General features: G+C 63.9%; 19 protein-coding genes and 1 tRNA gene. 9 read left to right on the forward strand and 11 right to left on the reverse strand.

Going from position 1 to position 25,208, the window contains the following annotated elements:
- Positions 1-252 precede the first annotated feature (252 nt).
- From NKJ57_RS20550 to NKJ57_RS20560, 3 genes are read left to right on the forward strand one after another with little or no spacing between them, the layout of a single operon-like run.
- Positions 253-1,176, forward strand: coding sequence for an ABC transporter permease subunit (locus NKJ57_RS20550; RefSeq protein ID WP_023684574.1), 924 nt, complete (start codon positions 253-255; stop codon positions 1,174-1,176).
- Positions 1,177-1,185: 9 nt separating this feature from the next.
- Entirely contained in the window at positions 1,186-2,313 is a 1,128-nt protein-coding gene (locus tag NKJ57_RS20555; RefSeq protein WP_023670736.1) for an ABC transporter permease, read from the forward strand.
- A gap of 47 nt (positions 2,314-2,360) precedes the next feature.
- Positions 2,361-3,980 carry an ABC transporter ATP-binding protein gene (locus NKJ57_RS20560; RefSeq protein WP_352512399.1) on the forward strand — a complete coding sequence of 540 codons (1,620 nt, stop codon included), beginning with the start codon at positions 2,361-2,363 and terminating at the stop codon, positions 3,978-3,980.
- Between the two features lie 41 nt (positions 3,981-4,021).
- On the opposite strand, the gene NKJ57_RS20565 is transcribed toward NKJ57_RS20560, so the two are convergent.
- Positions 4,022-4,360, reverse strand: coding sequence for a hypothetical protein (locus tag NKJ57_RS20565; RefSeq protein ID WP_023684572.1), 339 nt, complete (start codon positions 4,358-4,360; stop codon positions 4,022-4,024).
- 168 nt (positions 4,361-4,528) lie between these two features.
- Positions 4,529-4,605, reverse strand: a tRNA-Pro gene (locus NKJ57_RS20570).
- A gap of 198 nt (positions 4,606-4,803) precedes the next feature.
- Between NKJ57_RS20570 and NKJ57_RS20575 the strand changes: the two genes are divergently transcribed.
- The gene (locus tag NKJ57_RS20575) at positions 4,804-6,324 is read left to right on the forward strand and encodes a phosphomannomutase/phosphoglucomutase (protein ID WP_352512397.1); all 1,521 of its coding nucleotides are present in this window, start codon (positions 4,804-4,806) and stop codon (positions 6,322-6,324) included.
- An 11-nt stretch (positions 6,325-6,335) separates the two neighbouring features.
- Positions 6,336-8,573 (forward strand): mannose-1-phosphate guanylyltransferase/mannose-6-phosphate isomerase, encoded by a 2,238-nt coding sequence (locus tag NKJ57_RS20580; RefSeq protein WP_352512396.1) that lies wholly within the window; start codon positions 6,336-6,338, stop codon positions 8,571-8,573.
- A gap of 188 nt (positions 8,574-8,761) precedes the next feature.
- Here the strand turns inward: NKJ57_RS20580 and betB are convergent, their stop codons facing one another.
- Genes betB through betI form a run of 5 tightly spaced genes read right to left on the reverse strand, consistent with a single transcriptional unit; the run spans position 8,762 to position 15,062 of the window.
- On the reverse strand, positions 8,762-10,225 hold the full coding sequence (gene betB / locus NKJ57_RS20585; protein ID WP_023670741.1) for a betaine-aldehyde dehydrogenase: 1,464 nt from the start codon (positions 10,223-10,225) through the stop codon (positions 8,762-8,764).
- 51 nt (positions 10,226-10,276) lie between these two features.
- Positions 10,277-11,929, reverse strand: coding sequence for a choline dehydrogenase (gene betA / locus NKJ57_RS20590; RefSeq protein ID WP_352512395.1), 1,653 nt, complete (start codon positions 11,927-11,929; stop codon positions 10,277-10,279).
- 3 nt (positions 11,930-11,932) lie between these two features.
- Positions 11,933-12,937, reverse strand: coding sequence for a threonine/serine dehydratase family protein (locus tag NKJ57_RS20595; protein WP_352512394.1), 1,005 nt, complete (start codon positions 12,935-12,937; stop codon positions 11,933-11,935).
- Positions 12,934-14,463, reverse strand: coding sequence for a choline-sulfatase (gene betC, locus NKJ57_RS20600; RefSeq protein ID WP_352512414.1), 1,530 nt, complete (start codon positions 14,461-14,463; stop codon positions 12,934-12,936). Before betC ends, NKJ57_RS20595 begins: the two co-directional genes overlap by 4 nt.
- Before the next feature lie 8 nt (positions 14,464-14,471).
- Positions 14,472-15,062, reverse strand: coding sequence for a choline-binding transcriptional repressor BetI (betI, locus tag NKJ57_RS20605; RefSeq protein ID WP_023670745.1), 591 nt, complete (start codon positions 15,060-15,062; stop codon positions 14,472-14,474).
- A 189-nt stretch (positions 15,063-15,251) separates the two neighbouring features.
- Here betI and NKJ57_RS20610 point away from each other — a divergent pair, with 189 nt between their 5' ends.
- Both NKJ57_RS20610 and NKJ57_RS20615 read left to right on the forward strand, forming a co-directional pair.
- Complete coding sequence (locus NKJ57_RS20610; protein ID WP_352512392.1) at positions 15,252-16,418, forward strand: acetyl-CoA acetyltransferase; 1,167 nt, start codon at positions 15,252-15,254, stop codon at positions 16,416-16,418.
- A gap of 28 nt (positions 16,419-16,446) precedes the next feature.
- On the forward strand, positions 16,447-17,451 hold the full coding sequence (locus NKJ57_RS20615; protein ID WP_352512390.1) for an asparaginase: 1,005 nt from the start codon (positions 16,447-16,449) through the stop codon (positions 17,449-17,451).
- Here NKJ57_RS20615 and NKJ57_RS20620 read toward each other — a convergent pair.
- Positions 17,444-18,799: a TIGR03808 family TAT-translocated repetitive protein gene (locus NKJ57_RS20620; protein ID WP_023732053.1), complete on the reverse strand. Its 1,356-nt coding sequence runs from the start codon at positions 18,797-18,799 to the stop codon at positions 17,444-17,446. The genes NKJ57_RS20615 and NKJ57_RS20620 overlap by 8 nt on opposite strands.
- Positions 18,800-18,938: 139 nt before the next feature.
- Between NKJ57_RS20620 and greA the strand changes: the two genes are divergently transcribed.
- On the forward strand, positions 18,939-19,412 hold the full coding sequence (greA, locus tag NKJ57_RS20625; protein ID WP_023670749.1) for a transcription elongation factor GreA: 474 nt from the start codon (positions 18,939-18,941) through the stop codon (positions 19,410-19,412).
- Positions 19,413-19,523: 111 nt separating this feature from the next.
- Here greA and NKJ57_RS20630 read toward each other — a convergent pair whose 3' ends face one another.
- The 3 genes from NKJ57_RS20630 to NKJ57_RS20640 form a co-directional block, all read right to left on the reverse strand.
- Positions 19,524-19,655 carry an AbrB/MazE/SpoVT family DNA-binding domain-containing protein gene (locus NKJ57_RS20630; protein WP_023732052.1) on the reverse strand — a complete coding sequence of 44 codons (132 nt, stop codon included), beginning with the start codon at positions 19,653-19,655 and terminating at the stop codon, positions 19,524-19,526.
- Positions 19,656-19,719: 64 nt separating this feature from the next.
- On the reverse strand, positions 19,720-21,840 hold the full coding sequence (scpA, locus tag NKJ57_RS20635) for a methylmalonyl-CoA mutase (protein ID WP_352512388.1): 2,121 nt from the start codon (positions 21,838-21,840) through the stop codon (positions 19,720-19,722).
- Positions 21,837-23,279 (reverse strand): methylmalonyl-CoA mutase subunit beta, encoded by a 1,443-nt coding sequence (locus NKJ57_RS20640; protein WP_352512386.1) that lies wholly within the window; start codon positions 23,277-23,279, stop codon positions 21,837-21,839. The genes scpA and NKJ57_RS20640 overlap by 4 nt, the downstream gene beginning before the upstream one ends.
- 349 nt (positions 23,280-23,628) lie before the next feature.
- Between NKJ57_RS20640 and NKJ57_RS20645 the strand changes: the two genes are divergently transcribed.
- Positions 23,629-25,173, forward strand: coding sequence for a helicase HerA-like C-terminal domain-containing protein (locus tag NKJ57_RS20645; protein WP_352512385.1), 1,545 nt, complete (start codon positions 23,629-23,631; stop codon positions 25,171-25,173).
- The last annotated feature ends 35 nt before the right edge of the window (positions 25,174-25,208 follow it).

The following is a 25,208-nucleotide window of genomic DNA, read 5'->3' on the forward strand; positions in this document are numbered from 1 at the left end:
AACTTCTAAAACCACCCAACCCACCACCCCCCCCGCGGGCTCGGCCCCGCCGGCGCCGGACACAATAAACCCCCACACCACCCCCCCCCCCCCCCCCCCCCCCCCCCCCCCCCCCCCCCCCGGACTGGTCGGTCATCGCACCGGTCCGAAAGTCGTGGTCGATTTTCGGCAAGCCCGGTGCGAAGATTTGGCGCCGGAGCGTGGCAATGCGTCCGCATGGACGTATGTCGCTCTGGCCGAAGCGGGGCGCCGATGCTGCGATACATCTTACGGCGGCTTTTGACCGCCATTCCGACGCTGTTCGTCATCGTGACAATGGCGTTCTTCCTGATACGCGTCGCACCGGGCGGCCCTTTCAATCAGGAGCGGGGCCTCAGTCCCGAGATCAGGGCCAATCTGGAAGCACAGTTCGGCCTCGACGATCCGCTCTGGCTGCAATATGCCCACTATCTCGGCAATCTCCTGCGCGGCAATTTCGGGCCGAGCTACAATTTGCCTGACTTCACCGTCACCGAACTGTTTGCCAAGGGGCTGCCGATATCGGTCCAGCTCGGCACCTCCGCGCTGATCCTGGCGCTGCTGCTTGGTTCGGTGCTCGGCACCATCGCCGCGCTCAACCAGAACAAGCTTGGCGACTATACGGTGATTGCGCTGGCGACCGCCGGCAGCACTATCCCCACCTTCGTCATCGCTCCTGTGATTCAGCTGGTGTTCGGATTGACCTGGAAGCTGTTGCCGATCGGCGGCTGGGGTGATGGCGCATTGATCAACAAGATCGGCCCGGTGCTGACGCTGGCCTTGCCGCAGATCGCCATCGTTGCCCGCCTGATGCGCGGGTCGATGATCGAGAGCTTGCGTTCGCATCATATCCGAACGGCGCGTGCGCTCGGCCTCTCCGACTGGTCGGTGGTGGTCAAGCACGCGCTGCGCGGCGCCATCCTGCCGATCGTTTCCTTCACCGGTCCGGCAGCCGCGGCGCTGCTCACCGGTTCGGTCATCGTCGAGACCATCTTCTCCATTCCCGGTGTCGGCCGCTATTTCGTCGATGCCGCGCTCAACCGCGACTACACGCTGGTGATGGGGACCGTGGTGGTGATCGCGCTCTTCACCATCGTCTTCAACCTGATCGTCGACGTCATGTACGCGGTCGTCGACCCGAGGGTACGCTATGACTGAGGGTGCGCTATGACTGACATCACAGCCGCCGCCGCTCCGCCGGCCGTCGTCGGCCGCTCGCTCTGGGGCGACGCATGGGCGCGCCTCAAAGCCAACCGCGCCGCCATGTTCAGCCTCTATTACCTGGCCTTCATTGGCGTCATCAGCATCTTCGGCCCCTGGTTCGTGCCGCATCAGTACACCACCATCTATGCCGACTATGTGCGCACGCCGCCAAGCTTTTCAGCCTATCCGAAGCCCGACATGATCGAGACGGCGCTCAAGGATGCCATCAAGCGCATGCGCGTCGACATCAAGGAGTGGAAACTGGACGGCAGTCGCGTCACCGTCACCGTCACCTCGACCAAACCGATCGACGACCGCAACATCCGCTATCTCGACCGCTCCGATGCCTTCGACGATACCAAGATAGAGAGCAAATCGGCCGACGGGCTCGAATTGACTATGACTGCGTCGGTCAAACAGCAGTACTTCCTGTTCGGCACCGACAACACCGGTCGCGATCTTCTCTCGCGAACGCTGATGGCAGGGCGCATCTCGCTGGCCATCGGCCTGCTTGCCGGCATTGTCGCCGTGGTCATCGGTGTCCTCTACGGGGCGGCGGCAGGCTTTTCCGGCGGCAAGATCGACGAGGTGATGATGCGCATCGTCGACGTGCTCTATTCCTTGCCCTTCATTTTCTTCGTCATCATGCTGGTGGTGTTCTTCGGCCGCAACTTCGTGCTGATGTTCCTGGCGGTGGGAGCGGTGCTGTGGCTCGACATGGCGCGCATCGTGCGCGGCCAGGCGCTGTCGATCCGGCGGCAGGAGTATGTCCAGGCGGCCGAAGCCATGGGCGTCGGCCAGCGCGGCATACTGCTGCGCCATGTCATCCCCAATCTGCTCGGACCAGTGGTGATCTACATGACGCTGCTGGTGCCGCAGGTCATCATCCTGGAAAGCTTTCTGTCCTTCCTCGGCCTTGGCGTGCAGGAACCGATGACCAGCTGGGGCGTGCTCATCTCCGTCGGCGCCAAGAACATCGGCACCGCCAACTGGCTGCTTTTGTTCCCCGCCTTCTTCCTCGTGTCGACGCTGTTTGCGCTGAACTTCGTCGGCGACGGCCTGCGCGACGCGCTCGATCCAAGAGACCGATGAAGATGGGACCGATAAAGATGGGGACCGATAAGATGGGGACCGTTGCGATGGAAACGCCCGAAACGATCCTCAGCGTCAAGGACCTTCGCGTCCGCTTCCGCACGCTCGACGGCGCGGTCGAAGCGGTCAAGGGCATCAACATCCACGTCAAGGCAGGGGAAACCGTTGCCGTGGTCGGCGAATCCGGATCCGGCAAGAGCCAGACCATGATGGCGGCGATGAGCCTGCTGGCGTCCAATGGCGAGGCGACGGGTCACGTCGATTATCGCGGCCGCAATCTTCTGACCATGACCAAGAGCGACCTCAACAAGGTGCGCGGCGCCAAGATCAGCATGATCTTCCAGGAGCCGATGACCTCGCTCGATCCACTCTATTCGATCGGCAACCAGCTTATCGAACCGATCCGCAAGCACCGCGGGCTGAACGCAGCCGAGGCACGGAACGAGGCGCTCAAGTTGCTCAGGCTGGTGCATATCCCCGATCCCGAGCGGCGGATGAAATCCTATCCGCACGAAATGTCGGGTGGCCAGCGCCAGCGCGTCATGATCGCCATGGCATTGGCCAACGACCCCGACATCCTGATCGCCGACGAGCCGACGACGGCGCTCGACGTCACCATCCAGGCGCAGATCCTGGTGCTGCTCGCCGAATTGCAGCGCAAGCTCGGCATGGCCATCGTCTTCATCACCCACGATCTCGGCATCGTCCGGCGCTTTGCCGACCGCGTCTACGTCATGCGCTATGGCGAGGTGGTCGAGGAAGGCGAGGCGGAAGCACTTTTCGCCAACCCGCAGCATGCCTATACCAAAATGCTGCTGGCCGCCGAACCGACCGGCACCAAGGCGGCGCCGCCGCCCAGCGCTCCGGTGCTGCTGGAGGGCCGCAATGTCGAAGTGACCTTCAAGATCGGCGGCGGCTTCCTTGCCGGCGAACCGCTGCTGCTACGCGCCGTCGATCACATTTCGATCCGGCTGAAGCGCAACCAGACCATCGGTATCGTCGGCGAGTCCGGTTCGGGAAAATCGACGCTCGGCCGCGCACTTCTGCGCCTGTTGCCCAGCGACGGTGTCATCCGCTTCGGCGACCGCGACATCTCCACCGCCGACCGCCAGGCGATGCGGCCGCTGCGACGTGAGATGCAACTCGTCTTCCAGGATCCGTTCGGCTCGCTGTCGCCGCGCATGACCGTCGGCCAGATCATCACCGAAGGGCTTCTGGTGCATGAGCCGAACCTGTCAGGCAAGCAACGCGATCAGCGCGCCGTCGAGGCCTTGCTCGAGGTCGGCCTCGACCCCAACGCACGCAACCGCTACCCGCACGAATTCTCCGGCGGCCAGCGCCAGCGCATCGCCATCGCGCGTGCCGTGATCCTGAAGCCCAAACTGGTGGTGCTGGACGAGCCGACTTCGGCGCTCGACCGCTCGGTGCAGAAGCAGATCGTCGAATTGCTGCGCAAGCTGCAGGCCGACCACGAACTGTCCTACCTCTTCATCAGCCACGATCTCTCCGTGGTGCGCGCCATGGCCGACTACATCATCGTCATGAGGCAGGGCAAGATCGTCGAGGAAGGCCCGACGGAAGAGATCTTCAGCAACCCGCAGGCCGGCTACACCCAGACGCTGATGGCTGCGGCGATCGATGTCACGCGCTTCAGGCTGAGTGCTTAAGGCGTGACGTTCAGCAGATAATCAGGGTAGGGCCAGTTCGCTTAGCCCGCTGACCTGGGGCATCTGTTGGCCCTTGTCGCGACAATGGCCTCTTGCCGCTGCTTCAGCAGTTCGATTCTGGCCGTCTCACGCTTGGCCACTGCGCTCTTCACGCGCGTGCCGCCGAGCAGCCAGTTCGGCACGCTGGTGTTGGCGACCTTGCCGCGGGTGATGGCGGTTTGCGAGATGTCGCGCGCGGTATCGCCTACGGCGGTGTTGAGCTCGGCGCATGTCATGCTGTCGTATTTCGCCGGGTTCACCGCGCTGCCCAGCGATGAGCAGCCTGCCGCCAGGGACAAAGCGAGCAGCGCTGACAGCCGGCTTGAAATCAACAAATTCATCTTCCGCAAACCTCGTTCCGGCCGCTGTCTCGGCGGCATTCCTATTATCGAGGTAGCGCGGAAGGTTGTCGCGTCAAAACACCATGCTGACAGCGACGCCGACGCAGCCGGTTTGCATCAAGCTATCTTGTGGGTCGGGAGAACAAACACCTAAGTGTCTGTTTTTTCTGGTCGGAGTGGCAGGATTTGAACCTGCGACCCCCTCGTCCCGAACGAGGTGCGCTACCAGGCTGCGCTACACTCCGTGACCAGACCGCGGGCTTATAGCTGCCGCATACCGTTCCTGCAAGCGGCAATGGCAGCGCTTCTGTCGCATTTCGTTGGCTTTCGTCGGCATTCCCGCAAAGCCAGGATGTTCTGTTGGGATAAACCCGGCTTAAAGCCTTGTGTGCTAAGTCGCAGCCTCGATAAATCGTGCTTTCGCCATCTGGAGCTCTGCTGCCTTGCCCCTGAAAATCGTAGGCGACGCCCGGTCCAACAGCTTCGAATTCGAAACCGAAGCGCTGATCAAGGCGTCCGGCTTTCGCGAATACGACGCGCGCTGGTGGTTTGGCCATGCCGGCTCCAGCCAACCGCCGGAGCTGAACCTGATCGGCGTCCAGGCGCTGGGCATGGGCCTGGGCACCTTGATCCGCCGTCTTGGCGCCGGGCCCGACATCGTCACCGGGCATGATTTCCGCTCCTATTCGCTTGCCATCAAGTTGGCGCTGGTTTCCGGCCTGATGGCTGCGGGCGCAAAGGTGAAAGACATTGGCCTGGCGCTGTCGCCTATGGCCTACTTCGCCCAGTTCGCGCTCGACGCGCCTTCCGTCGCCATGGTCACCGCATCGCACAACGAGAATGGCTGGACCGGAGTCAAGATGGGTGCGGCGAGGCCGCTGACCTTCGGACCAGACGAGATGAGCGCACTGAAACAGATCGTGCTGTCGGGCGATTTCGATCTTGCCGGCGGTGGCTCCTACGAATTCGTCTCCGGTTTTCGCGAGACCTATCTCGACGATCTGGTGAGCGACAAGCGCATCGCGCGAAAGCTGAAAGTCGTGGCCGCTTGCGGCAACGGCACTGCCGGCGCCTTCGCGCCACAGGCGCTGGAGCGCATCGGCTGCGAGGTGATCCCGCTCGATGTCGAACTCGACCACAGTTTTCCGCGCTATAACCCGAACCCGGAAGACATGCAGATGCTGCATGCCATCAGGGACAAAGTGCTGGAAACAGGTGCCGATGTCGGGCTGGGCTTCGACGGCGACGGCGACCGTTGCGGCGTGGTCGACAATGAGGGCAACGAGATTTTTGCCGACAAGGTCGGCGTCATGCTCGCGCGGGACATATCAACCCAATACCCCGGCTCGACCTTCGTCGTCGATGTCAAGTCGACCGGCCTGTTCAACACCGACAGCGTCCTGCGCGCCAACGGCGCGAAGACAGATTACTGGAAGACCGGCCATTCCTACATCAAGCGCCGGGTCGCCGAACTGGGCGCCGTTGCCGGCTTCGAGAAGTCGGGCCATTTCTTCTTCAATCCGCCGATCGGCCGCGGCTATGATGACGGTCTCATCACCGCGACCGCCATTTGTGAGATGCTCGACCGCAACCCCACAAGTTCGATGGCCGATCTCTATCGCGCGCTGCCGCTGACCTTCGGCACGCCGACCATGTCGCCGCATTGCGGCGACGAGGTGAAGTACGGCGTGGTCGATCGGGTGGTGGCGGACTTCCAGGCGATGCAGCGCGCCGGCAAGACTTTTGCCGGCCAGAAGATCGCCGAGCTGATCACCGTCAACGGCGTGCGCGTCGTGGCCGAAGATGGCACCTGGGGCTTGGTACGGGCGTCGTCGAACAAGCCGGAGCTTGTCGTGGTTGTCGAAAGCCCGGTATCGTCCGACCGCCGCCGGCAGATGTTCGAGGCGGTCGACGCCGTGCTGCGCCGCAGCCCCGAAGTCGGCGCTTACAACCAGACGTTCTGATTGGACCTTTCATGACCGAGCGCATCGTCAGTTTTGTCATGAGCGGCGGTGTCGGTTCGCGGCTGTGGCCGCTGTCGCGCGAGGACAACCCGAAACAGTTCCACGATCTTTCCGGCGACGGCTCGATGCTGGCCAAGACACTGCGCCGGCTGACGGCGCGGCCGGAGGGCGAAACGCCGATCTTCCTGATCGCCGCCGAGCGCCATGCCGAGCGCGTGCATGCCGACCTTGCCGGCCTCGACCTCGCCGGCGGTGGCCCGCTGTTCGAGCCGACCGGGCGCAACACGGCTGCCGCCGTGGCGCTGGCCGCGTTGCGCACATTGTCGGAGTTCGGCGACAGCCTAGTGCTGGTGGTGCCGTCAGACCATGAAATCGCCACGCCCAAGCAGTTCTGGCAGAGCGTCGAGGCGGGCAGCCAGGCAGCGCTTGCCGGCCGTCTGGTGGTGTTCGGCATCAAGCCGACGCAGCCCGAGACCGGCTATGGGTATATCGAAGTTGCAGCCGAAAGCGGCGGCGTCTTCGACGTGTCGCGCTTCGTCGAAAAGCCCGACCTCGCCACTGCGCAGAGCTATCTCAGTGCGGGCACCTTCTACTGGAACACCGGCATTTTCCTGTTTCGCGCCGGCGCCATGCGCGACGCATTTGCGGCCTTCCAGCCCGACATCTGGCAGGCCACCGAAGCGGCCTACAAGGCAGCGACTTCGGATCTGTCCGGCCTCTATATGCCGCTCGACCTCTACGCCGCCATCCCGTCGAACTCGATCGACTACGCCATCATGGAACGGGCCAAGGACATCGCCATGGTGCCGGCCGGCTTCCGCTGGAACGACCTCGGCTCCTGGCAGTCGCTGCTCGATGTCGGCCCTGCCGACGCCAAGGGCAATGTCGTCGTCGGCGATGTCGTCGCCATTGATTGCGAAAACTCCTACATCAGAAGCGACGGCCGGCTTTTGTCGGCAATCGGTATGAAGGATGTCGCCATCGTCTCGACGGCGGACGCCACCTTCGTCGCCCCGGTCAGCCACAGCCAGCACGTCAAGAAAATCGTCGAGCAGCTGGAAAAGTCGGGCCGGCTGGAAACCAGGTTCACGCCGGCACACGACCGCGTCATCGAGAGCGGCGCCTGGCGTCGGCGCGTGCATCACTGGCTGTTCGAGGAGACCTTGCCGCTGTGGTCGACTTCAGGCGTCGATGAGCGTCATGGCGGTTTCCACGAGGCGCTCGGCTTCGACGGCGAGGCGCTGTTGAAGCCCAAGCGCATGCGCACGACGGCGAGGCAAGTCTACGCCTTCGCCGTTGCCAAGGCCCGCGGCTGGGACGGTCCAGCCGATCGCCTGATCTCCCATGGCATCGCCTTCATGGCCGGCAAGGGCCGCACGGACCGGGGCGGCTGGGTGCGCACGCTCAATGTCGACGGCTCCGTCGCCGACCCAACCGAGGATGCCTACGACCATTCCTGCGTGCTGCTGGCGCTGGCGCATGCGCATATGTGCGGCGATCCGGATGCGCTGCGGCTGGGCCAGGAGACCTTCGTGTTCCTCGACGCGCATCTCGAGGACAGCCGCATGACCGGTTTCCTCGAGACGTCGGACGGGGAGGGCGAGCGGCGCTCCAACCCGCATATGCATCTGCTCGAGGCCTTCCTCGCCTGGTATGAGGCGACCGGCGACCGCACCTATCTGCGCCGCGCCGCGCGCATCATCGACCTTTTCCGCAGTCATTTCTTCGATGCCGAGAGCTGGACGCTGGGCGAATATTTCGATGCCGGATGGAAGCCGGCCGCCGGCGAGAAGGGCACATGGACCGAGCCCGGCCATCATTTCGAATGGGCCTCGCTGCTCACCGATTTCGTCGCCCGCAGCGGCCAGGGCGAGTTGAGCAATTTTGCCCGCAAGCTCTACGCCTCGGCCATCGCCAACGGCCTCAACCGCGCCACCGGCCTTGCCTATGGCGCCGTCTCAAGACAAGGCCTGCCGCTCGACCTTGTATCGCGCAGCTGGCCACAGGCAGAAGCGATCAAGGCGGCGATTGCGCTGGATGGCTCGGGTGGTCCCGACCTCAAGCCGGAAATCGAGGCGCGCGTCGGCCGCCTGTTCCGCTGGCACATCGATCCGGCCCCGCTCGGCCTGTGGATTGACCGCATCGACGAACGCGGCCGCTCCTTGGCATCGGACGTGCCGGCCAGCATCTTCTATCATCTGGTCTGCGCGCTGACGCAGTATCTGGACGGCACGGCGCAGAAGGGGTGAGGCGTTGGAGCTGCCAATCTCCCCCCTTGCGGGGGAGATGCCTGGCAAGGCAGAGGGGGGTGCTGTCCCGCCGACGTCTCAGCTACTCGAAGATCAGACCAAAGGTGGCGATCCGTCACACCCCCCTCTGGCCTGCCGGCCATCTCCCCCGCAAGGGGGGAGATCAGCTGTCACTTCGCTTTCAACCCTCAATACGGGCTCGCCACGTCCCCGGTCTCGACATACACCGCCTTCAGCTGCGAATAGAGCGCTAAAGCCGCCAGCGAGTTCTCGCGCCCGATGCCGGATTGCTTCACCCCGCCAAACGGAATTTCCACTGGCGTCAGATTGTAGGCGTTGATCCAGCAGGTGCCGGCCTGCAGTTCGGCGATCACCCTATGAGCGCGCTGCAGGTCGCGGGTGAAGACGCCGGCGGCGAGGCCGAATTCGGTGTCGTTGGCGCGGTCGATCACCTCGTCCTCGCCGTCGAACTTCAGCACGCTCATCACCGGCCCGAAAATCTCCTCGCGCGCAATGCGCATCGTATCGGTGACACCGGTGAACACCGTCGGCTCGACAAAGAAGCCGCCATCGAACCCTTGCAGCGACGGCACGTTGCCACCGCAGGCGAGCGTTGCTCCATCCTGCCTGCCGGCCGCGATGTAGGAAACGACCTTCTCCTGCTGCGCCTTGTTGACCAGCGGCCCCATCTGCGTCTCAGGATCGAGCGGATCGCCGATGCGGATCTTTTTCGTCCGCTCAACCAGCCGGTCGACGAAGCGGTCATGGATGCCGCTTTGTACGAAAACACGCGTGCCGTTGGAGCAGATCTGCCCGGTCGAATAGAAATTGCCGAGCATGGCGCCGCCGATGGCGTTTTCGAGATCGGCATCGTCGAACACGATCAGCGGCGACTTGCCGCCGAGTTCCATCGTCGCATGCTTCATCTTCGAACCGGCGAGCGACAGCACCTTGCGGCCGGTCGGCACCGAGCCGGTCACCGAAACCTTGGCAACGACATCGTGGCCGACGAGGCCGGCGCCGACATCGCCATAGCCTTGCACGACGTTGAACAGCCCGTCGGGCAGGCCCGCCTCTGAGTAGATCTCGGCCAGCGCCAGCGCCGACAGCGGCGTGTTTTCCGAAGGCTTGAATACCATGGCGTTGCCCATGGCGAGCGCGGGGGCGGATTTCCAGCCGGCGATCTGGATCGGATAGTTCCAGGCGCCGATGCCGACGCACACACCGAGCGCCTCGCGGCGCGTATAGGCAAAAGGTCCACCAAGATCGATCGCATCGCCGTTGAAGGCGGCAACCGCGCCGCCGAAATATTCGAGGCAGTCGGCGGCCGATAGTGCATCCGCCACCAGCGTCTCCTGGATCGCTTTGCCGGTGTCGAGCGTCTCGATCCGCGCCAGATCGGCGTTGCGCGCGCGCAAAATGTCGGCGGCGCGGCGCAGGATGCGGCCACGCTCGACCGGCTTCATCCGCGCCCAGGCCGGTTGTGCGGCCCGCGCGGCTTCGATGGCGAGCTCCAGCACGTTCGGAGTCGCCGAATGCAAGGTGGCGATGACCTCACCGGTCGCCGGATAGATCACCGGCAGCGGCGCGCCGCCTTCGTCCTCGATGTAGCGGCCGTTGACATAGTGCGATGCCGTTGGCTGGGCGCGCATGCTGTTCTCCAGATGTATTCGCTATTGCGGAGCAGTCCGCCGGACAATGCCCTATCGATCCGCCACCTGCCAGCGCGGATTGATCCAGGGTTCCTGGTTGGACGGCGCCAGTGGCGTGCGGCCGAGAATGTGGTCGGAGGCCTTCTCGCCGGTCATGATCGACGGCGCGTTGAGGTTGCCGTTGGTCACCCGCGGAAAGATCGAGGAGTCGGCGACCCGCAACCCGTCGATGCCGATGACGCGGCACTCCGGATCGACGACGCTCGTGATGTCATCGGCCCGACCCATCTTGCAGGTGCCGCACGGGTGATAGGCGCTCTCGGCATGATCCCGGATGAAGGCGTCGAGATCCTCGTCCGACTGGACATGCGAACCTGGCGAGATTTCCTTGCCGCGGAAGCCGTCAAAAGCCTTCTGGCCGAAGATCTCGCGAGTCAGCCTGATGCAGTGGCGGAACTCGGCCCAGTCGTCTGGATGCGACATGTAATTGAAGCGGATCACCGGTGCCGCTTTCGGGTCGGGAGAGCGCAGCGTCACCGAGCCGCGCGACTTCGACCGCATCGGCCCGACATGGGCCTGGAAGCCATGGGCCTTCGCCGCCGCCTTGCCGTCATAGCGCACCGCAGCCGGGATGAAGTGATACTGGATGTCGGGGTAGTCGACGCCGGCCTGCGAGCGCACGAAGGCTGCGGCCTCGAAATGGTTGGTGGCGCCGAGGCCGGTCTTGAAGAACAGCCACTGCGCCCCGATCAGCGCCTTGGAGAATGGGTTGAGAACCGAATTCAGCGTGATCGGCTGGGTCGATTCCTGCTGGATGTAGAGCTCCATATGATCCTGCAGATTGCGGCCGACACCGGGCCGGTCGGCCACGACCTGGATGCCATTCTCCTTGAGATGCGCGGCCGGGCCGATACCGGATAGCATCAGGATCTTGGGCGAATTGATCGATGATGCGGCAACGATCACCTCACGTCGCGCCTTAACGACCTGAATCTGTTTGTGAGCTTCGATCTCGACTCCGACGGCACGCTGATTCTCGATGATCACCCGGCGGGCGAAGCCTCTGATCACGCTGACATTTTGCCGCTTGAGCGCCGGCTTCAGATAGGCTGACGCCGCCGACCAGCGGCGGCCGCCGCTAATGGTTTGCTCCATCGGTCCGAAGCCTTCCTGCTTCGAACCGTTATAGTCGTCGGTCAATTCAAAACCCGCCTGACGGCCGGCTTCGACAAAGGCGCCGTAGAGCGGATTCTTTCGCAGGCCGCGCTGGACGTGCAGCGGGCCGCCGTGGCCGCGCCAGCCGTCCTCGCCACCGTCACTGTCCTCCATGCGCTTGAAATAGGGCAGCACGTCGGCGAAGCCCCAGCCGGCGGCCCCCTGTTCGGCCCAGTGGTCGAAGTCGCGTGCGTGGCCCCTGACATAGACCATGCCGTTGATCGAGGACGAGCCGCCGATCACCTTGCCGCGTGGCGTCGCCAACACGCGGCCGCCGAGATGCGGCTCCGGTTCGCTGGCAAAGCCCCAGTCGTAAAGGCTCATGTTGAGCGGGATCGACAGCGCCGACGGCATCTGGATCAGCGGCCCGATATCGGTGCCGCCGAACTCGATGACGATCACCGAATGCTTGCCGTCTTCCGACAGCCGGTAGGCCATGGCCGAGCCGGCCGAGCCGGAGCCGATGATGACGAAATCTGCTTCAAGCATGGTTCACATGCGCCCATCGTTCATATGCGAAATATAATCGGCGAGAGAGACATTGCCGCCGGTAGCCATGACCAGGACCGTTTTACCCGCCACATCCACCTTGCCGCCGAGCAGCGCCGCCAGCGACGCGGCGCCTGACGGCTCAAGCACGAGCTTCATCCGCTCGAAGGCGATCTTCATCGCTTGCCTAACCGACTGGTCGTCGACGGTGATGCCGCGCACGCCGGCGGTCCTGACCGCCGCGAACGGCGCGTCGCCCGGCCGCCGCGACATCAGCCCGTCGCAAATCGATTTCGGCGCGATCGGCATGGTCTCGATGGCGCCATGCGCTAGCGATGCACCCATGCCGTTGAAGCCTTCCGGCTCGACGCCGATGATCTCGGTTGCCGGCGACAGATAGTGGAAGGCGAGCGACATGCCGCCGATCAGTCCGCCGCCGCCGACCGAGCAGAACAGAAGGTCGGCACTGGCGTCCTTTGCCTCGAGTTGTTCGAGCGCTTCGAGCCCGGCGCCGGCCTGGCCGGCAACGATCTCCGGATCGTCGAATGGATGCAGCAATGCCAGCCCTTCGGTCTCGGCAATCTCGCGGGCCTTGGCGGCTGCGACCTCTTCACGGGCGCGCTCGCCATGATCGGTCAGCACGACGCGCGCGCCATAGCCTGCGGTCGCATCGCGCTTGGCGGCCGGCGCGTCGATCGGCATGACGATGGTGACGGGAATGCCGAGCGCCTGGCCGGCAGCCGCCAACCCTTGCGCGAAATTGCCGGAGGAGTAGGCGACGACGCCTTTTCTGGCCTCATCCGGCGACAGCCGCTTCAACCGCCAATAGGCCCCGCGCACCTTGAACGATCCCGCCCATTGCAGCGATTCCGGCTTGATAAAGACGCGGGCCGCACCCGTCTCGTTGGCCAAGGCTGTCGATTCCAGCAAAGGCGTGATCTGCGTCGCCTTCGACGTCACGGCATAGGCCTGTCTGAGGTGCTCGAGGGAGGGGACAATTGTCATCATTCCCCTCGCGGAAAGCGTTTCTGTTCCTCGAGATTGTCGAGGTTCATGTGGTTGCGCATGTAGCGTTCCGACGCCTTCTGCAGTGGCTGGAATTCCCAGGGGTAATGCGTGCCGTTGCGCAGCGCGGGATAAACCACCCAGCGCCGCGCCTGGCTGACGCGCACCGCGGCATCGAATGCCGTCATGTCCCAGCGCGCTCGCACGGCTCCCGTGAAGGCCGCCACCAGATCGGCATGCGCCGGATCGGTGGCAAGATTGGTGCGTTCTTGCGGATCGGCTTCGAGATCGAACAGAAGCGGCGGGTCGATCTCGCAATGGATGAATTTGTAGCGGCCGTCGCGGATCGCCACCAACGGCGCGTTGGAGCCCTCGGCGGCATATTCCATCAGCACCGGCGCGGTGCGCTGTCCGCCATCAAGCAACGGCAGCAGCGACTGGCCATCGGTCCACGGCGCGATGGCAGAGATGTCGATGCCGGCGAGATCGCACAGTGTCGGCGTCACGTCGAGGTTGGAGACCGGCGCCTCGACCAGCCCGGCAGGAATACCCTTGCCGGCGATCATCAGCGGCACCCGCGCCGAACCTTCGAAGAAGTTCATTTTGAACCACAGGCCGCGCTCGCCAAGCATGTCGCCATGGTCGGAGCAGAACAGGACGACCGTGTCGTCCAGCATGCGCGTGCGTTCCAGCACCGACACCATCTCGCCGACCTTGTCGTCGAGATAGGAGATGTTGGCGTAGTAGCCGCGCCGCGAGCGGCGGATCTGCTCGGGTGTGATGTTGAAACTGTCGTAGTCGCTGGCCCGGTAGAGCCGCTGCGAATGCGGGTCCTGATTGGCATAGGGGATGAATCCCACCTCCGGCTCAAGCGCCGGACAGTCTTCATAGAGATCCCAATATTGCCGCCGTGCGACATAGGGGTCGTGCGGGTGGGTGAAGGAAACCGTCAGGCACCAGGGCCGGCTGGCCTCGTCCTCGGAGGTGCGGGCAAGATCGTAAAGTTTTTGCACCGCGTGGAAGGCGACCTCGTCGTCATACTCCATCTGGTTGGTGATCTCGGCAACGCCGGCGCCGGTGACAGAGCCCAGATTGTGATACCACCAGTCGATGCGCTCGCCGGGCTTGCGGTAATCCGGCGTCCAGCCGAAATCGGCGGGATAGATGTCGGTGGTCAGCCGCTCCTCGAAACCGTGCAACTGGTCAGGGCCGACGAAATGCATCTTGCCCGATAGGCAAGTGTAGTAGCCGGCGCCGCGCAGATGATGCGCATAGGTCGGGATCGAGGAAGCGAATTCGGCGGCGTTGTCATAGACCTGGATGCGCGACGGCAATTGCCCGCTCATGAAGGCGGCGCGGCCCGGCGCGCAAAGCGGCGAGGCCGTGTAGTTGTTGCCGAAGCGCGCCGAGCGTGCGGCCAGCGCCTTGAGATGCGGCACATGCAGGAAGTCCGCCGGCCCGTCCGCAAACAGCGTGCCGTTGAGCTGATCGACCATGACGATCAGGATGTTGGGTCGCCTTGATATCACTGAGGCTGTCACTGTGTCTGTCGCCCGCCGAGTTTGATTTCGAGATAATCTTCGACCAGCGCGATCGCGGTTTGAGCATCCGGCACGCCGTCCTTCAGCGCGCGCCTGATGTACAGCCCGTCGATCATCGCCGCGACCGCTTCCGCCGCGCGGTCGGCTTCGTTGCGCGGCAGTATGCCGATCAGTCCGCTCATCAGGTTGGAATGCAGCCGCCGCGCATAGACCCTGAGCAGCCGGCGCAAGGCCGATGATTTCTGCGCCTCGACATAAAAGGCGAGCCAGGCCGCGATGGTTTCCGGCCGGAACTGGATGTCGGAGAAGTTGACGGCGACCACCGCCGAGACGCGTTCGCGCGGCGAGCCGGCGGATTGCAGGGCACGCCGCATGTCGATGGTCAGTTCGGCCAGAATGTGCCGCATTGTCGCCAGAAGGAGCTCGTCCTTGGCGCCGAAATAATGATGGGCGAGGGCTGAGGATACACCGGCACGTCCGGCGATCTCCGACATGGTCACATCAAGCGAGCCGCGCTCGCCGATCGCCGAGATCGTCGCGTCGATGAGCGCCTTGCGGCGCAACGGTTCCATTCCGACTTTCGGCATTGGGGAGATCCAGATCAAAACAGAGATTATTTTTTATTGACGGATCAATCAATAAAAAACTCGCGCTCGGATCAACCGATCATGTCGCTCTGGCCCATCCCTTGGATTGGAAAACAGTTCACTGTTGAACAATATTAGAGGCTAATGCCGCGCTTAGACATGTTAGGCTTGCGGCAAACGGAGGTTGCCATGACCGCATGCATCGTCGGATGGGCGCATTCGCGCTTCGGCAAGCTGGAAGGCGAGACGCTGGAAGGCCTGATCACCAAGGTCGCGGTCGACGCGCTCGACCATGCCGGCATCGGTCCGGACGAGGTCGACGAGATCGTGCTCGGCCATTTCAATGCCGGCTTTTCGCCGCAGGATTTTACCGCCAGCCTGGTGCTGCAGGCCGATGATCGGCTGCGCTTCAAGCCGGCGACCCGCGTCGAGAATGCCTGCGCCACCGGTTCGGCAGCGGTTCGCCAAGGCATCCGCGCCATCGACGCCAATGCCGCCCGCATCGTGCTGGTGGTCGGTGCCGAGCAGATGACGACGACCCCCGGCCCCGAGATCGGCAAGAACCTGCTCAAGGCTTCCTATCTGCCGGAGGAGGGCGACACGCCGGCCGGTTTCGCTGGCGTCTTCGGCAAGATCGCGCAGGCCTATTTCCAGCGTTATGGCGACCAGTCGGACGCGCTGGCGATGATCGCCGCCAAGAACCACAAGAACGGCGTCGACAATCCGTACGCGCAGATGCGCAAGGATTTCGGTTACGAATTCTGCCGCCAGGAAAGCGAGAAAAACCCGTTCGTGGCCGGTCCGCTGAAGCGCACGGACTGTTCGCTGGTCTCCGACGGTGCTGCCGCCCTTGTGCTGACCGACACCTCGACGGCGTTGAAGATGCGCCGCGCCGTCGCCTTCCGCGCCAACGAGCATGTCCAGGATTTCCTGCCGATGTCGAAGCGCGATATCCTGTCTTTCGAAGGCTGCGAGCAGGCCTGGAACCTGGCTTTGAAGAAGGCCGGCGTGACGCTCGACGACCTCTCCTTCGTCGAGACGCATGACTGCTTCACCATTGCCGAACTCATCGAATACGAGGCGATGGGCCTAGCCAAGCCGGGCGAGGGCGCCAGGCTGGCGCTGGACGGCACGACGGCAAAAGACGGCAGGCTGCCGGTCAATCCTTCGGGCGGGCTGAAGGCCAAGGGCCATCCGATCGGCGCCACCGGTGTGTCGATGCATGTGCTGACTGCCATGCAGTTGACCGGCGAGGCAGGCGGCATCCAGGTGCTGGGGGCAACGCTCGGCGGCATCTTCAACATGGGTGGCGCTGCCGTCGCCAACTACGTTTCCATCCTCGACCGGATCAGGTAGAAGCGGCCCGTATTTTTGGGGCGTGGTGATGACAAATCCGGTTCTGGTCGAGGTCTTGCGCGGCGCGATCGTCGAGAGCGCCCATCGTGGCGCTGTCGCAATCTTCGACGGGGACGGCAAGCCTGTCCTGGAGATCGGCGATACGGCGCGGCCGGTGTTTCCGCGCTCGGCGGTCAAGGCGATCCAGGCGCTGCCGCTGGTCGAAACGGGTGCCGCCGATGCCTATGGCTTCGGCGACCGCGAACTGGCGCTGGCCTGCGCTTCACATTCAGGCGAACCCGCGCATGTCGAACTGGCGCAGGCGATGCTGGCCAAGGCCGGCCTCGACGAGTCGGCGCTGGAATGCGGCGCCCATTGGCCGTCGAGCCACGACGCGACGATCGCACTGGCCCGCACAGGCGTCTCTCCGAACGCGCTGCACAACAATTGCTCCGGCAAGCATTCCGGCTTTCTCTGCACCTGCGTGCACTCTGGAATTGCCCATCAGGGCTACGTCAAGGCCAGCCATGCTTTGCAGGAGATGGTGCGCGACGCCATGCAGGCGGTGACCGGCGCTGCCCACGATGCGGATCACCGGGCAACCGATGGCTGCTCGATCCCCACCTATGCCGTGCCGCTGAAAAGCTTTGCGCTGGGCTTTGCCCGCATGGCGACGGGCAGGAGCCTTGGCCCTGAGCGCGCCAAGGCGGCCAAACGCCTGCTGTCTGCCTGTATGGCCGAGCCTTTCCTGGTCGCCGGCACCGGCAAAGTGGATGTGGCGCTGATGCAGGCCGCGCCCGGCCGCATATTCGTCAAGACGGGCGCCGAGGGTGTCTATTGCGCCGCCGTTCCGGAGCTTGGCCTCGGCATCGCGCTAAAATGTGATGACGGCGCCGGCCGCGCCGCCGAGGTGATGATTGCCGCTGTGCTGGCAAAACTTCTCAGCGCCGACGGCGCACTGGAGGCGAACCTTCTGGAGCGGGCCAATCCGCCGATCGAAAGCCGCATCGGCGCCAAGGTCGGCTCGCTGCGGCCGACGACGACGCTCAGCTGACCCTGTTTCGCTCGACCGTCAGATGCGCATTGCCGCTTACGCTTGACCGCGCGAGGTCGCCGGTCGCCGGTTCGGCCCAGCGCTGGCCGATGATGGCGCCGTTCCTGGCGCCGTCGATGACGTTGTCGGAGATGATGGCGTTCCCAGCGCCTTCGACCACAGTGACGGCGATGCCGGTTCCCGCCTTGCGGATGATGTTTCCCGTCGCCACAACATTGCGCATATAGGCGCCCCAGCCGATCTGCATGCCGTAGAGCGGCGCGTTCTCGATGACATTGCCCGAGACGGTGGTGTCGGCCTCGACGCTGATACCGACGCCGAAGCCAGGCGCGTCGGCGGGGTAAGGGCCGGCGGTCGAGAGGTTGCGCACGATGTTGTTCGAGCAGACACCCATACGGCCGCCCTCGTTGAAATTGACGATCGAGATGCCGTTAGCGGCACCATCGACGATGTTGTTGCCGATGATGGTGCCTTCGAAGGAGAATTCGGAATAGAGCGCCGTTTCGCCCGACCGCGAGCAGGTGTTGCCGGTCATCTGCAGATTGCTGGAACTGTTGGCGCGGATTGCCGAGAAGGCGCAGTCCGAGACGATGTTGCCGGTGACCGAGACATTGCCGGCACGGAATGCGTTGATGCCATTGCCGTTCTGCCCGGTGCCGCCGCTGCGGGCGCCGATCCGCTGCACGCGGTTGCCGCTGACGATCGTGCCGTCCTCGGCCTGCTGCCAGCGATGGACAAGAATGCCGCCATTGCCGCAGTCGGATACGGCATTATCGGATATCGCCAGGCCAGCGGCCTCGACGGAGTAGATGCCGGCGTCCGCAGCCCCCGAAATCTCGGAGCGCTCGACGCGGCCCGACGCATGCTCCAGCGCCAGCCCATGCTTGCCGCTGCCGGTGATCGTGCAATTGTCGATGACGAGATGGGCGACGCGGCGCAGGTCGAGCAGGCCTTGCGCATCGTCGGCCAACCCGCCGTTGGCGCCGTCGAAGACCAATGCGGTGAACTCTATATGCTCGGCCTGTTCGGCCGTCAGCAAATGGCCACTGCCGCCATAGAGGATGCGCGAGGCGCCCGGCACGCCCGAAAGCCTGACGCGGGCGGGCAGGGTCAGGTTGGACACGACATAGGTGCCCGGCGGCAGGAACACCGGCGCATTGCGCTGGCTTGCCTCGGCTAGCATCCTGGCGAAGGCCCTGCTCTGGTCGTCCGGTGCGTCCGGCTCCACGCCAAGCTCGGCGGCATTGATCGAGCCAAGCGCTGCCGTCTTCGCCAAGGCGTTGTCCAACGAAACGCCGAGCACCGCAAAGCCGACAGTCCCCTTGAGAAGCGTTCGTCTGTTCAACATCGGCACAGATCCCTGCGATGAAATGGTTCTTCGCAGGAATTGGGCCAGCCGCATAGGTCTCCGCTCGGCGATAGTCCGACCAATGACCGGGTCCGCCAAGTGGCTTGTACAGTCGCCGAAGCGGGCCTAAGTTTATCCGATGAGCAGGGCTTTCACCCGCGAGGAAGACAGCGAAAACGCCATTGCCGGCATCGGCGAGCGGCCGATCAGCCAACACCGCAATCTGGTGACGGAGCGCGGCCTGGCGATGATCGAGGACAATCTGGCCGATCTGCGCGACATTTTGGCGAAAGCCGAGCGAAAAGCCGATCGCGAGCGCATTGCCGTCGTCTCGCGCGACCTGCGCTACTGGACAGCGCGCCGCGAAAGCGCCGAGCTTTCCGTGCCGGAACCGGGCAGCGACCAGGTGCGCTTCGGCATGGGTGTCACGCTGGAAAGCGATGACGGCAAGAAAGTGCACTGGAAGATCGTCGGCGAGGACGAGGCCGACCCCTCAAAGGGCAGCATCTCACACGTCTCGCCAATGGCCGTGGCGCTGTTCGGCAAGAAGGTCGGCGACGTCGCAAGCGTCAACGGCAAGGAATGGGAAATCGTCAAGCTGTCGGACGCCTGACGCCAGCTCACCCTATTTGCACAGCCAGCTTTCGCAACGCGGGCTCATACTTGTCCATGACATCGCGAGCAGCACGTATTTGCCGTTCGACGTCGTCACACGGCACCGGCCTTAGGATGATGCCGTCGTGGTTTCGATGATCTGGAGTTCATCGCCCACTTGCAGGCTCAAGCTGTCGAGCGTTTCCCGCGGCAGGATTACAACGCCCGATCCGTCCTCAAGTCCGTGAATGATGGTGTTCATAGCTATACCATAGGTTGCGCCCGATATTGTAACGCAACTTTGATAAGCAGTGCAACTGTTTCAATCAGCCCGCCAGCAGCCGGTCCAGCAACCGATCCGCAGCCTCCGGGATAACCGTCCCTGGCGGAAAGATTTCCGCGGCACCCGCTTCCAGCACTGCGCCGTAATCCTGCGGCGGGATGACGCCGCCGGCGACGATCAGCATGTCGCTGCGGCCGAGCTTCTTCAGCGCGTCGCGTAGTTCGGGGATCAGCGTCAGGTGCCCCGCCGCCAGCGACGAGGCGCCGATGACATGGACGTCCTGCGCCACCGCCAGCCTGGCGATCTCGTCGGGTGTCTGGAACATCGCGCCGACCGTCACGTCGAAGCCGAGATCGGCGAAGGCGGTGGCGATCACCTTCTGGCCACGGTCGTGGCCGTCCTGTCCCATCTTTGCGACCAGGATGCGCGGCTTGCCGCCGGACTTCTTCTCAAAAGCTTCGAGCTTCTCCAGCAATCGGTCGACCGTCAGATTGTCGCCAAGCGCATTGCGATAAACGCCGGAGATCGTTTGCACCGAGGCGACGTGACGGCCAAAGACCTTTTCGAGCGCCAGCGAGATCTCGCCGACCGTGGCATTGGCGCGCGCGGCGAGGATGGCAAATTCCAGCAGGTTTTCGTTACCCTGCGCAGCGCGGGTCAGCGCATCGAGCGCGCTCTCGACCGCGCCGACATTGCGCGTGCCTTTCAGGTTCTGCAGCTTCGACAATTGCCGTGCCCTGACCTCGGCATTGTCGATCTTCAGCACGTCGACCTCGATGTTGTTCTCGGGGCGATGCGCGTTTACGCCAACCAGTATCTGCTCGCCGGAATCGATACGCGCCTGCGTGCGCGCCGCCGCTTCCTCGATGCGCAGTTTTGGAATGCCCTGTTCGGTTGCCGCCGCCATGCCGCCAAGCGCCTCGACCTCTTCGATGTGGGCGAGCGCACGCGCCGCCAGATCATGCGTCAGCCGTTCGATATAGGCCGAGCCGCCCCACGGATCGATGATGCGGGTGGTGCCGGATTCCTTCTGCAGGATCAGCTGCGTGTTGCGGGCGATGCGCGCGGAGTGGTCAGTCGGCAGCGCCATCGCCTCGTCGAACGAGTTGGTGTGCAGCGACTGGGTATGTCCCTGCGTCGCCGCCATCGCCTCGATCATGGTGCGGGTGATGTTGTTGTAGGGGTCCTGCGCCGTCAGCGACCAGCCGGAGGTCTGGCAATGGGTGCGCAGCGACAGCGAGCGTTCATCCTTCGGTGCAAAATTCTTCTGCATCAGGGTCGCCCACAACAGGCGCGCCGCGCGGAGCTTGGCGATCTCCATGAAGAAGTTCATGCCGACCGCCCAGAAGAAGGAAAGCCGCGGGGCGAAACGGTCGATATCGAGCCCGGCGGCGACGCCGGCGCGGGCATATTCGATGCCGTCGGCGATGGTGTAGGCGAGCTCCAGGTCCGCGGTCGCGCCGGCCTCCTGCATGTGATAGCCGGAGATCGAGATCGAATTGAACTTCGGCATGTGCTGGGAGGTATAGGAGAAGATGTCAGACACGATCCGCATCGAGGGCTTCGGCGGATAGATGTAGGTGTTGCGGACCATGAACTCCTTCAGAATGTCGTTCTGAATGGTGCCGGCGAGATCCTTCTGCGCAACTCCTTGTTCTTCGGCCGCAACGATATAGAGCGCCATGATCGGCAGCACCGCGCCGTTCATGGTCATCGACACCGTCATCTCGCCCAGCGGGATACCGTCGAACAATTGCCGCATGTCGAGGATGGAATCGATGGCCACGCCCGCCATGCCGACATCGCCGGCAACGCGCGGATGGTCGCTGTCATAGCCGCGATGGGTGGGCAGATCGAAAGCGACCGAAAGGCCCTTTTGGCCGGCGGCGAGATTGCGCCGGTAGAAGGCGTTGGATTCCTCGGCCGTCGAGAAGCCGGCATATTGCCGGATTGTCCACGGCTGCTGGACATACATGGTCGGGTAGGGACCGCGCACGAAGGGCGGCATTCCCGGATAGGTGTCGAGATGCGGCAGCTCCTTGAGATCGCCCTGGCTGTAGAGATGCTTGACGGCGATGCCTTCCGGCGTCAGCCGCTGGCCCTTGACCTCGACCGGCGCGCGCCGTGGCGCCGACCAGCCAATGTGGCTGAAATCCGGGATCACTGTGCGGCTCCGATTGCCTGGTCGATGCGGACGGGAAACAGCGCCTCGCACACCGCCACGCCCTCTGTGAAAGGCGGCCGCCGCTCAGCCGCCAGCGTCTCGACCGGGGCATCGTTTTTCAGCGGGTAAAGCGTGGTGCCGATGATTGCCCGTTCACCCGACCGGTAGGCCCCGGCGCGGCGCTCGGATGCTGCCTTCACGCGCTTCTGGATATGCCCTTGCTGCAGACTTGCCAGAACGCCGCCTTCCGCTTCGATCCGCTGGAACTCTTCCCACGCCGCTTCGCACAGGCCCAGGGTCAGCGCCTCGACTGCGCCCGACCCAAATGCTGGGTCGGCGACATGGTCGATATGGCCTTCATTGGCCATGATCAACTGCGCATTGCGGGCGATGCGGCGGGCAAAGCCGGCCGGCAGCCCGAGGGCGATGGTGTGTGCCAGGGTGGAGATCGAGTCCGCGCCGCCTGCTGCCGCTGCAAAGCTGGCGATGGTGGTGCGCAGGATGTTGGTTTCGGGATCCGCCGCCGTCATCATGCGGAACGACGTCTCGGCATGGATGTTGGCTGCCGATGCGGGGATGGAACAGGTTTCCTGAATACGCGCCCACAGCCTGCGCAACGCCCGGACCTTGGCCATGGACAGGAACTGGTCCTGGTCGACGCTCAGCGCAAAGCCGATATGGGGAGCGGCATAGACAAGCGGCTGGCGCGCATCCTCGAACATCCTGAGGTAGGAGACGGCGGAAGCGAGCATGGTGCCGAGTTCCTGCGCCTCCGTGGCGCCGGCATTGTGGAACACCCGCCCGTCTGCCTCCAGCAGCACACCCGGCACGCCCAGCGAGAAGAAATGCGCCAGCGATTGCGGCATCGATGCCTGCAACGCCTCGATCGACATGCGCAGCCGGCCGGTTCCGGCAAAGATTGCCGCCGGGTCGATGCCGAAGGAGAGGTTCAGCTTTGCCGGGTCGGAGCGGCGCTTGCTCAGGAACGCCACCAGCCAGTCGGCAACGGCACGGCTCCAGGGATGGGCGTCGATGCGGATCTGCGTGCGGTTTAGCGGTACGCCGTCCAGCACCGTCTCCAGCGCCTGCGCCGTCCTCGGCAGGCCATAGCCGAACGCATTCGGAGCACCTTCGAAGACAAGCGACAATCCCGTCGCGCCTTGTGCCACATCGTCCAGGGCCTGCGCCTTGGCGCGGCCGATATCGGGATCGTCAATGCGCTGGCTGGCAATCCAGGGCAATTTGGGGTTGGCGCGCACAAGCGGCTCGGCGCCTGCGGCGCGATCGTAGAGCGGCTCGATGCGAATCTGATCGTCGGTATGCGAGACCAGTTTTTCCTCGAACGAGGCGCCGGCGAGCGCCTTTTCGGCCAAGGCCAGCCAACGCTGGCGCTCGACGTCAGCGGGTTCGATGCTCCTGGTCAAGGCTCCGGCGCCCATCCATGTTCCTCGTTTTTATGCGGCCGCACCAGCGTCAGCCGTCCAGTCTACGGTTCCCTGCCAGATATCGCAATGCAATGCGCTTGCGCGGTTGGGATTCGCTTCCCTGACATAGGGCAGCCTGCGTGGACGAACCATGGAACGATTGCCAAACAGCGGCAAAATCCGCAAGTTCCAAAAACCGATTTGGAGGATTGGTTCAATTTAGACGATTGGCCCAATCTGGATGAATAGCCAACTGGATGGATAGCCCAATTGGAGAATAGCATTGTCGCTGCGCAATGGCCTGACTATACCCTGCGGCACGGCCACAGGCTTTTAACACATCAGTTTGCGGAGACATGGTCATATGGCTGACGACACCAGCATTTTCCTCGGCGCCAGCCGCAAGCCCGACGACAGCTATCAGCGCGCCGAACAGCTCTTGCTGCAATATGGGAACCGCCATGGCCTGATCACCGGCGCCACCGGCACCGGCAAGACAGTCAGCCTGCAGATCCTGGCCGAGGGGTTTTCCAATGCCGGCGTGCCTGTGTTCTGCGCCGATATCAAGGGCGACCTGTCTGGCATTGCCATGATGGGCAAGGCGCAGGATTTCCTGGTCAAGCGGGCCGAGCAGGTCAAGCTCGATCCCTACGACTTCCAGGAATTCCCGGTCATCTTCTGGGATCTGTTCGGCGAGCAGGGCCATCCGATCCGCGCCACCGTCTCGGAAATGGGGCCGCTGCTTTTGTCGCGGCTGATGAACCTCTCCGAAGCGCAGGAAGGCATCATGAACATCGCCTTCCGCATCGCCGATGAGGACGGCCTGCTGCTGCTCGACATGAAGGATCTGCAGGCGCTGCTGGCCAACGTCGCCGAGCGCGCCGACGAGATCAGCTCGCGCTACGGCAATGTCACCAAGCCGTCGGTCGGCGCAATCCAGCGCACGCTTCTGGTGCTGGAACAGCAGGGCGCGGCGCATTTCTTCGGCGAACCGGCTTTGCGCATCGCCGACATCATGCGCACCACTCGCGACGGTCGTGGCGCCATCAGCGTGCTTGCCGCCGACAGATTGATGATGAACCCCAGGCTCTACGCCACCTTCCTGCTCTGGCTGATGTCGGAGCTGTTCGAGGAATTGCCCGAGGTCGGCGATCCCGACAGGCCGAAGCTGGTGTTCTTCTTCGACGAGGCGCATCTGCTTTTCGACGAGGCGCCGAAGGTGCTGATCGACCGCGTTGAGCAGGTGGTTCGCTTGATCCGCTCCAAGGGCGTCGGCGTCTATTTCGTTACGCAGAACCCCTTGGATATCCCTGAAAAGGTTCTCGCCCAGCTCGGCAACCGTGTGCAGCACGCGCTGCGCGCCTATACGCCGCGTGAGCAGCAGGCGGTCAAGACCGCCGCCGACACCTTCCGGCCCAATCCCGATTTCGACTGCGCCACCGCCATCACCCAGCTCGGCACCGGCGAGGCGCTGGTCTCGACGCTGGAGGTCAAGGGCGTGCCGTCCATGGTGCAGCGGACATTGATCCGGCCGCCGTCGTCCAGGCTTGGCCCGATCACGGCGGACGAGCGCCGCAAGCTGATCGACCAGAGCCCGGTCGCCGGCCAGTACGACCAGACCATCGACCGCGAATCGGCCTTCGAGATGCTGCAGAAGAAAGCCAGGGATGCGCAGGACGAGCAGGCGCAGCAGGCCGACACTGGCCGCTCGCGCTGGACCATTCCGGGCTTCGGCAATGACGATCCGCCGCCGCAGCAATCAGGCGGTCGCCGGGCCCCTGCACCACGGCCGTCCAACCGCCAGACGGTGGCCGAAGCCGCGATCAAAGCTGTCGTGCGCTCGGTCGGCTCGTCGGTCGGCCGCGCGATCGTGCGCGGGATTCTGGGCAGCCTGTCCAGGGGGCGGTAAAAGTGTCGGCCAGCCCACCTCGGACATGATCAGCG

Origin of the sequence: Mesorhizobium sp. M0077 (genome assembly GCF_040322955.1) — a bacterium.
GTDB lineage: Bacteria > Pseudomonadota > Alphaproteobacteria > Rhizobiales > Rhizobiaceae > Mesorhizobium.

Coding starts and splice junctions, on each gene's coding strand:
- NKJ57_RS20550 (WP_023684574.1), top strand. CDS start 253: ATGCTGCGATACATCTTACGGCGGCTTTTGACCGCCATTCCGACGCTG.
- NKJ57_RS20555 (WP_023670736.1), top strand. CDS start 1,186: ATGACTGACATCACAGCCGCCGCCGCTCCGCCGGCCGTCGTCGGCCGC.
- NKJ57_RS20560 (WP_352512399.1), top strand. CDS start 2,361: ATGGAAACGCCCGAAACGATCCTCAGCGTCAAGGACCTTCGCGTCCGC.
- NKJ57_RS20565 (WP_023684572.1), bottom strand. CDS start 4,360: ATGAATTTGTTGATTTCAAGCCGGCTGTCAGCGCTGCTCGCTTTGTCC.
- NKJ57_RS20580 (WP_352512396.1), top strand. CDS start 6,336: ATGACCGAGCGCATCGTCAGTTTTGTCATGAGCGGCGGTGTCGGTTCG.
- betB (WP_023670741.1), bottom strand. CDS start 10,225: ATGCGCGCCCAGCCAACGGCATCGCACTATGTCAACGGCCGCTACATC.
- betA (WP_352512395.1), bottom strand. CDS start 11,929: ATGCTTGAAGCAGATTTCGTCATCATCGGCTCCGGCTCGGCCGGCTCG.
- NKJ57_RS20595 (WP_352512394.1), bottom strand. CDS start 12,937: ATGATGACAATTGTCCCCTCCCTCGAGCACCTCAGACAGGCCTATGCC.
- betI (WP_023670745.1), bottom strand. CDS start 15,062: ATGCCGAAAGTCGGAATGGAACCGTTGCGCCGCAAGGCGCTCATCGAC.
- NKJ57_RS20610 (WP_352512392.1), top strand. CDS start 15,252: ATGACCGCATGCATCGTCGGATGGGCGCATTCGCGCTTCGGCAAGCTG.
- NKJ57_RS20615 (WP_352512390.1), top strand. CDS start 16,447: ATGACAAATCCGGTTCTGGTCGAGGTCTTGCGCGGCGCGATCGTCGAG.
- NKJ57_RS20620 (WP_023732053.1), bottom strand. CDS start 18,799: ATGTTGAACAGACGAACGCTTCTCAAGGGGACTGTCGGCTTTGCGGTG.
- greA (WP_023670749.1), top strand. CDS start 18,939: ATGAGCAGGGCTTTCACCCGCGAGGAAGACAGCGAAAACGCCATTGCC.
- NKJ57_RS20630 (WP_023732052.1), bottom strand. CDS start 19,655: ATGAACACCATCATTCACGGACTTGAGGACGGATCGGGCGTTGTAATC.
- NKJ57_RS20640 (WP_352512386.1), bottom strand. CDS start 23,279: ATGGGCGCCGGAGCCTTGACCAGGAGCATCGAACCCGCTGACGTCGAG.
- NKJ57_RS20645 (WP_352512385.1), top strand. CDS start 23,629: ATGGCTGACGACACCAGCATTTTCCTCGGCGCCAGCCGCAAGCCCGAC.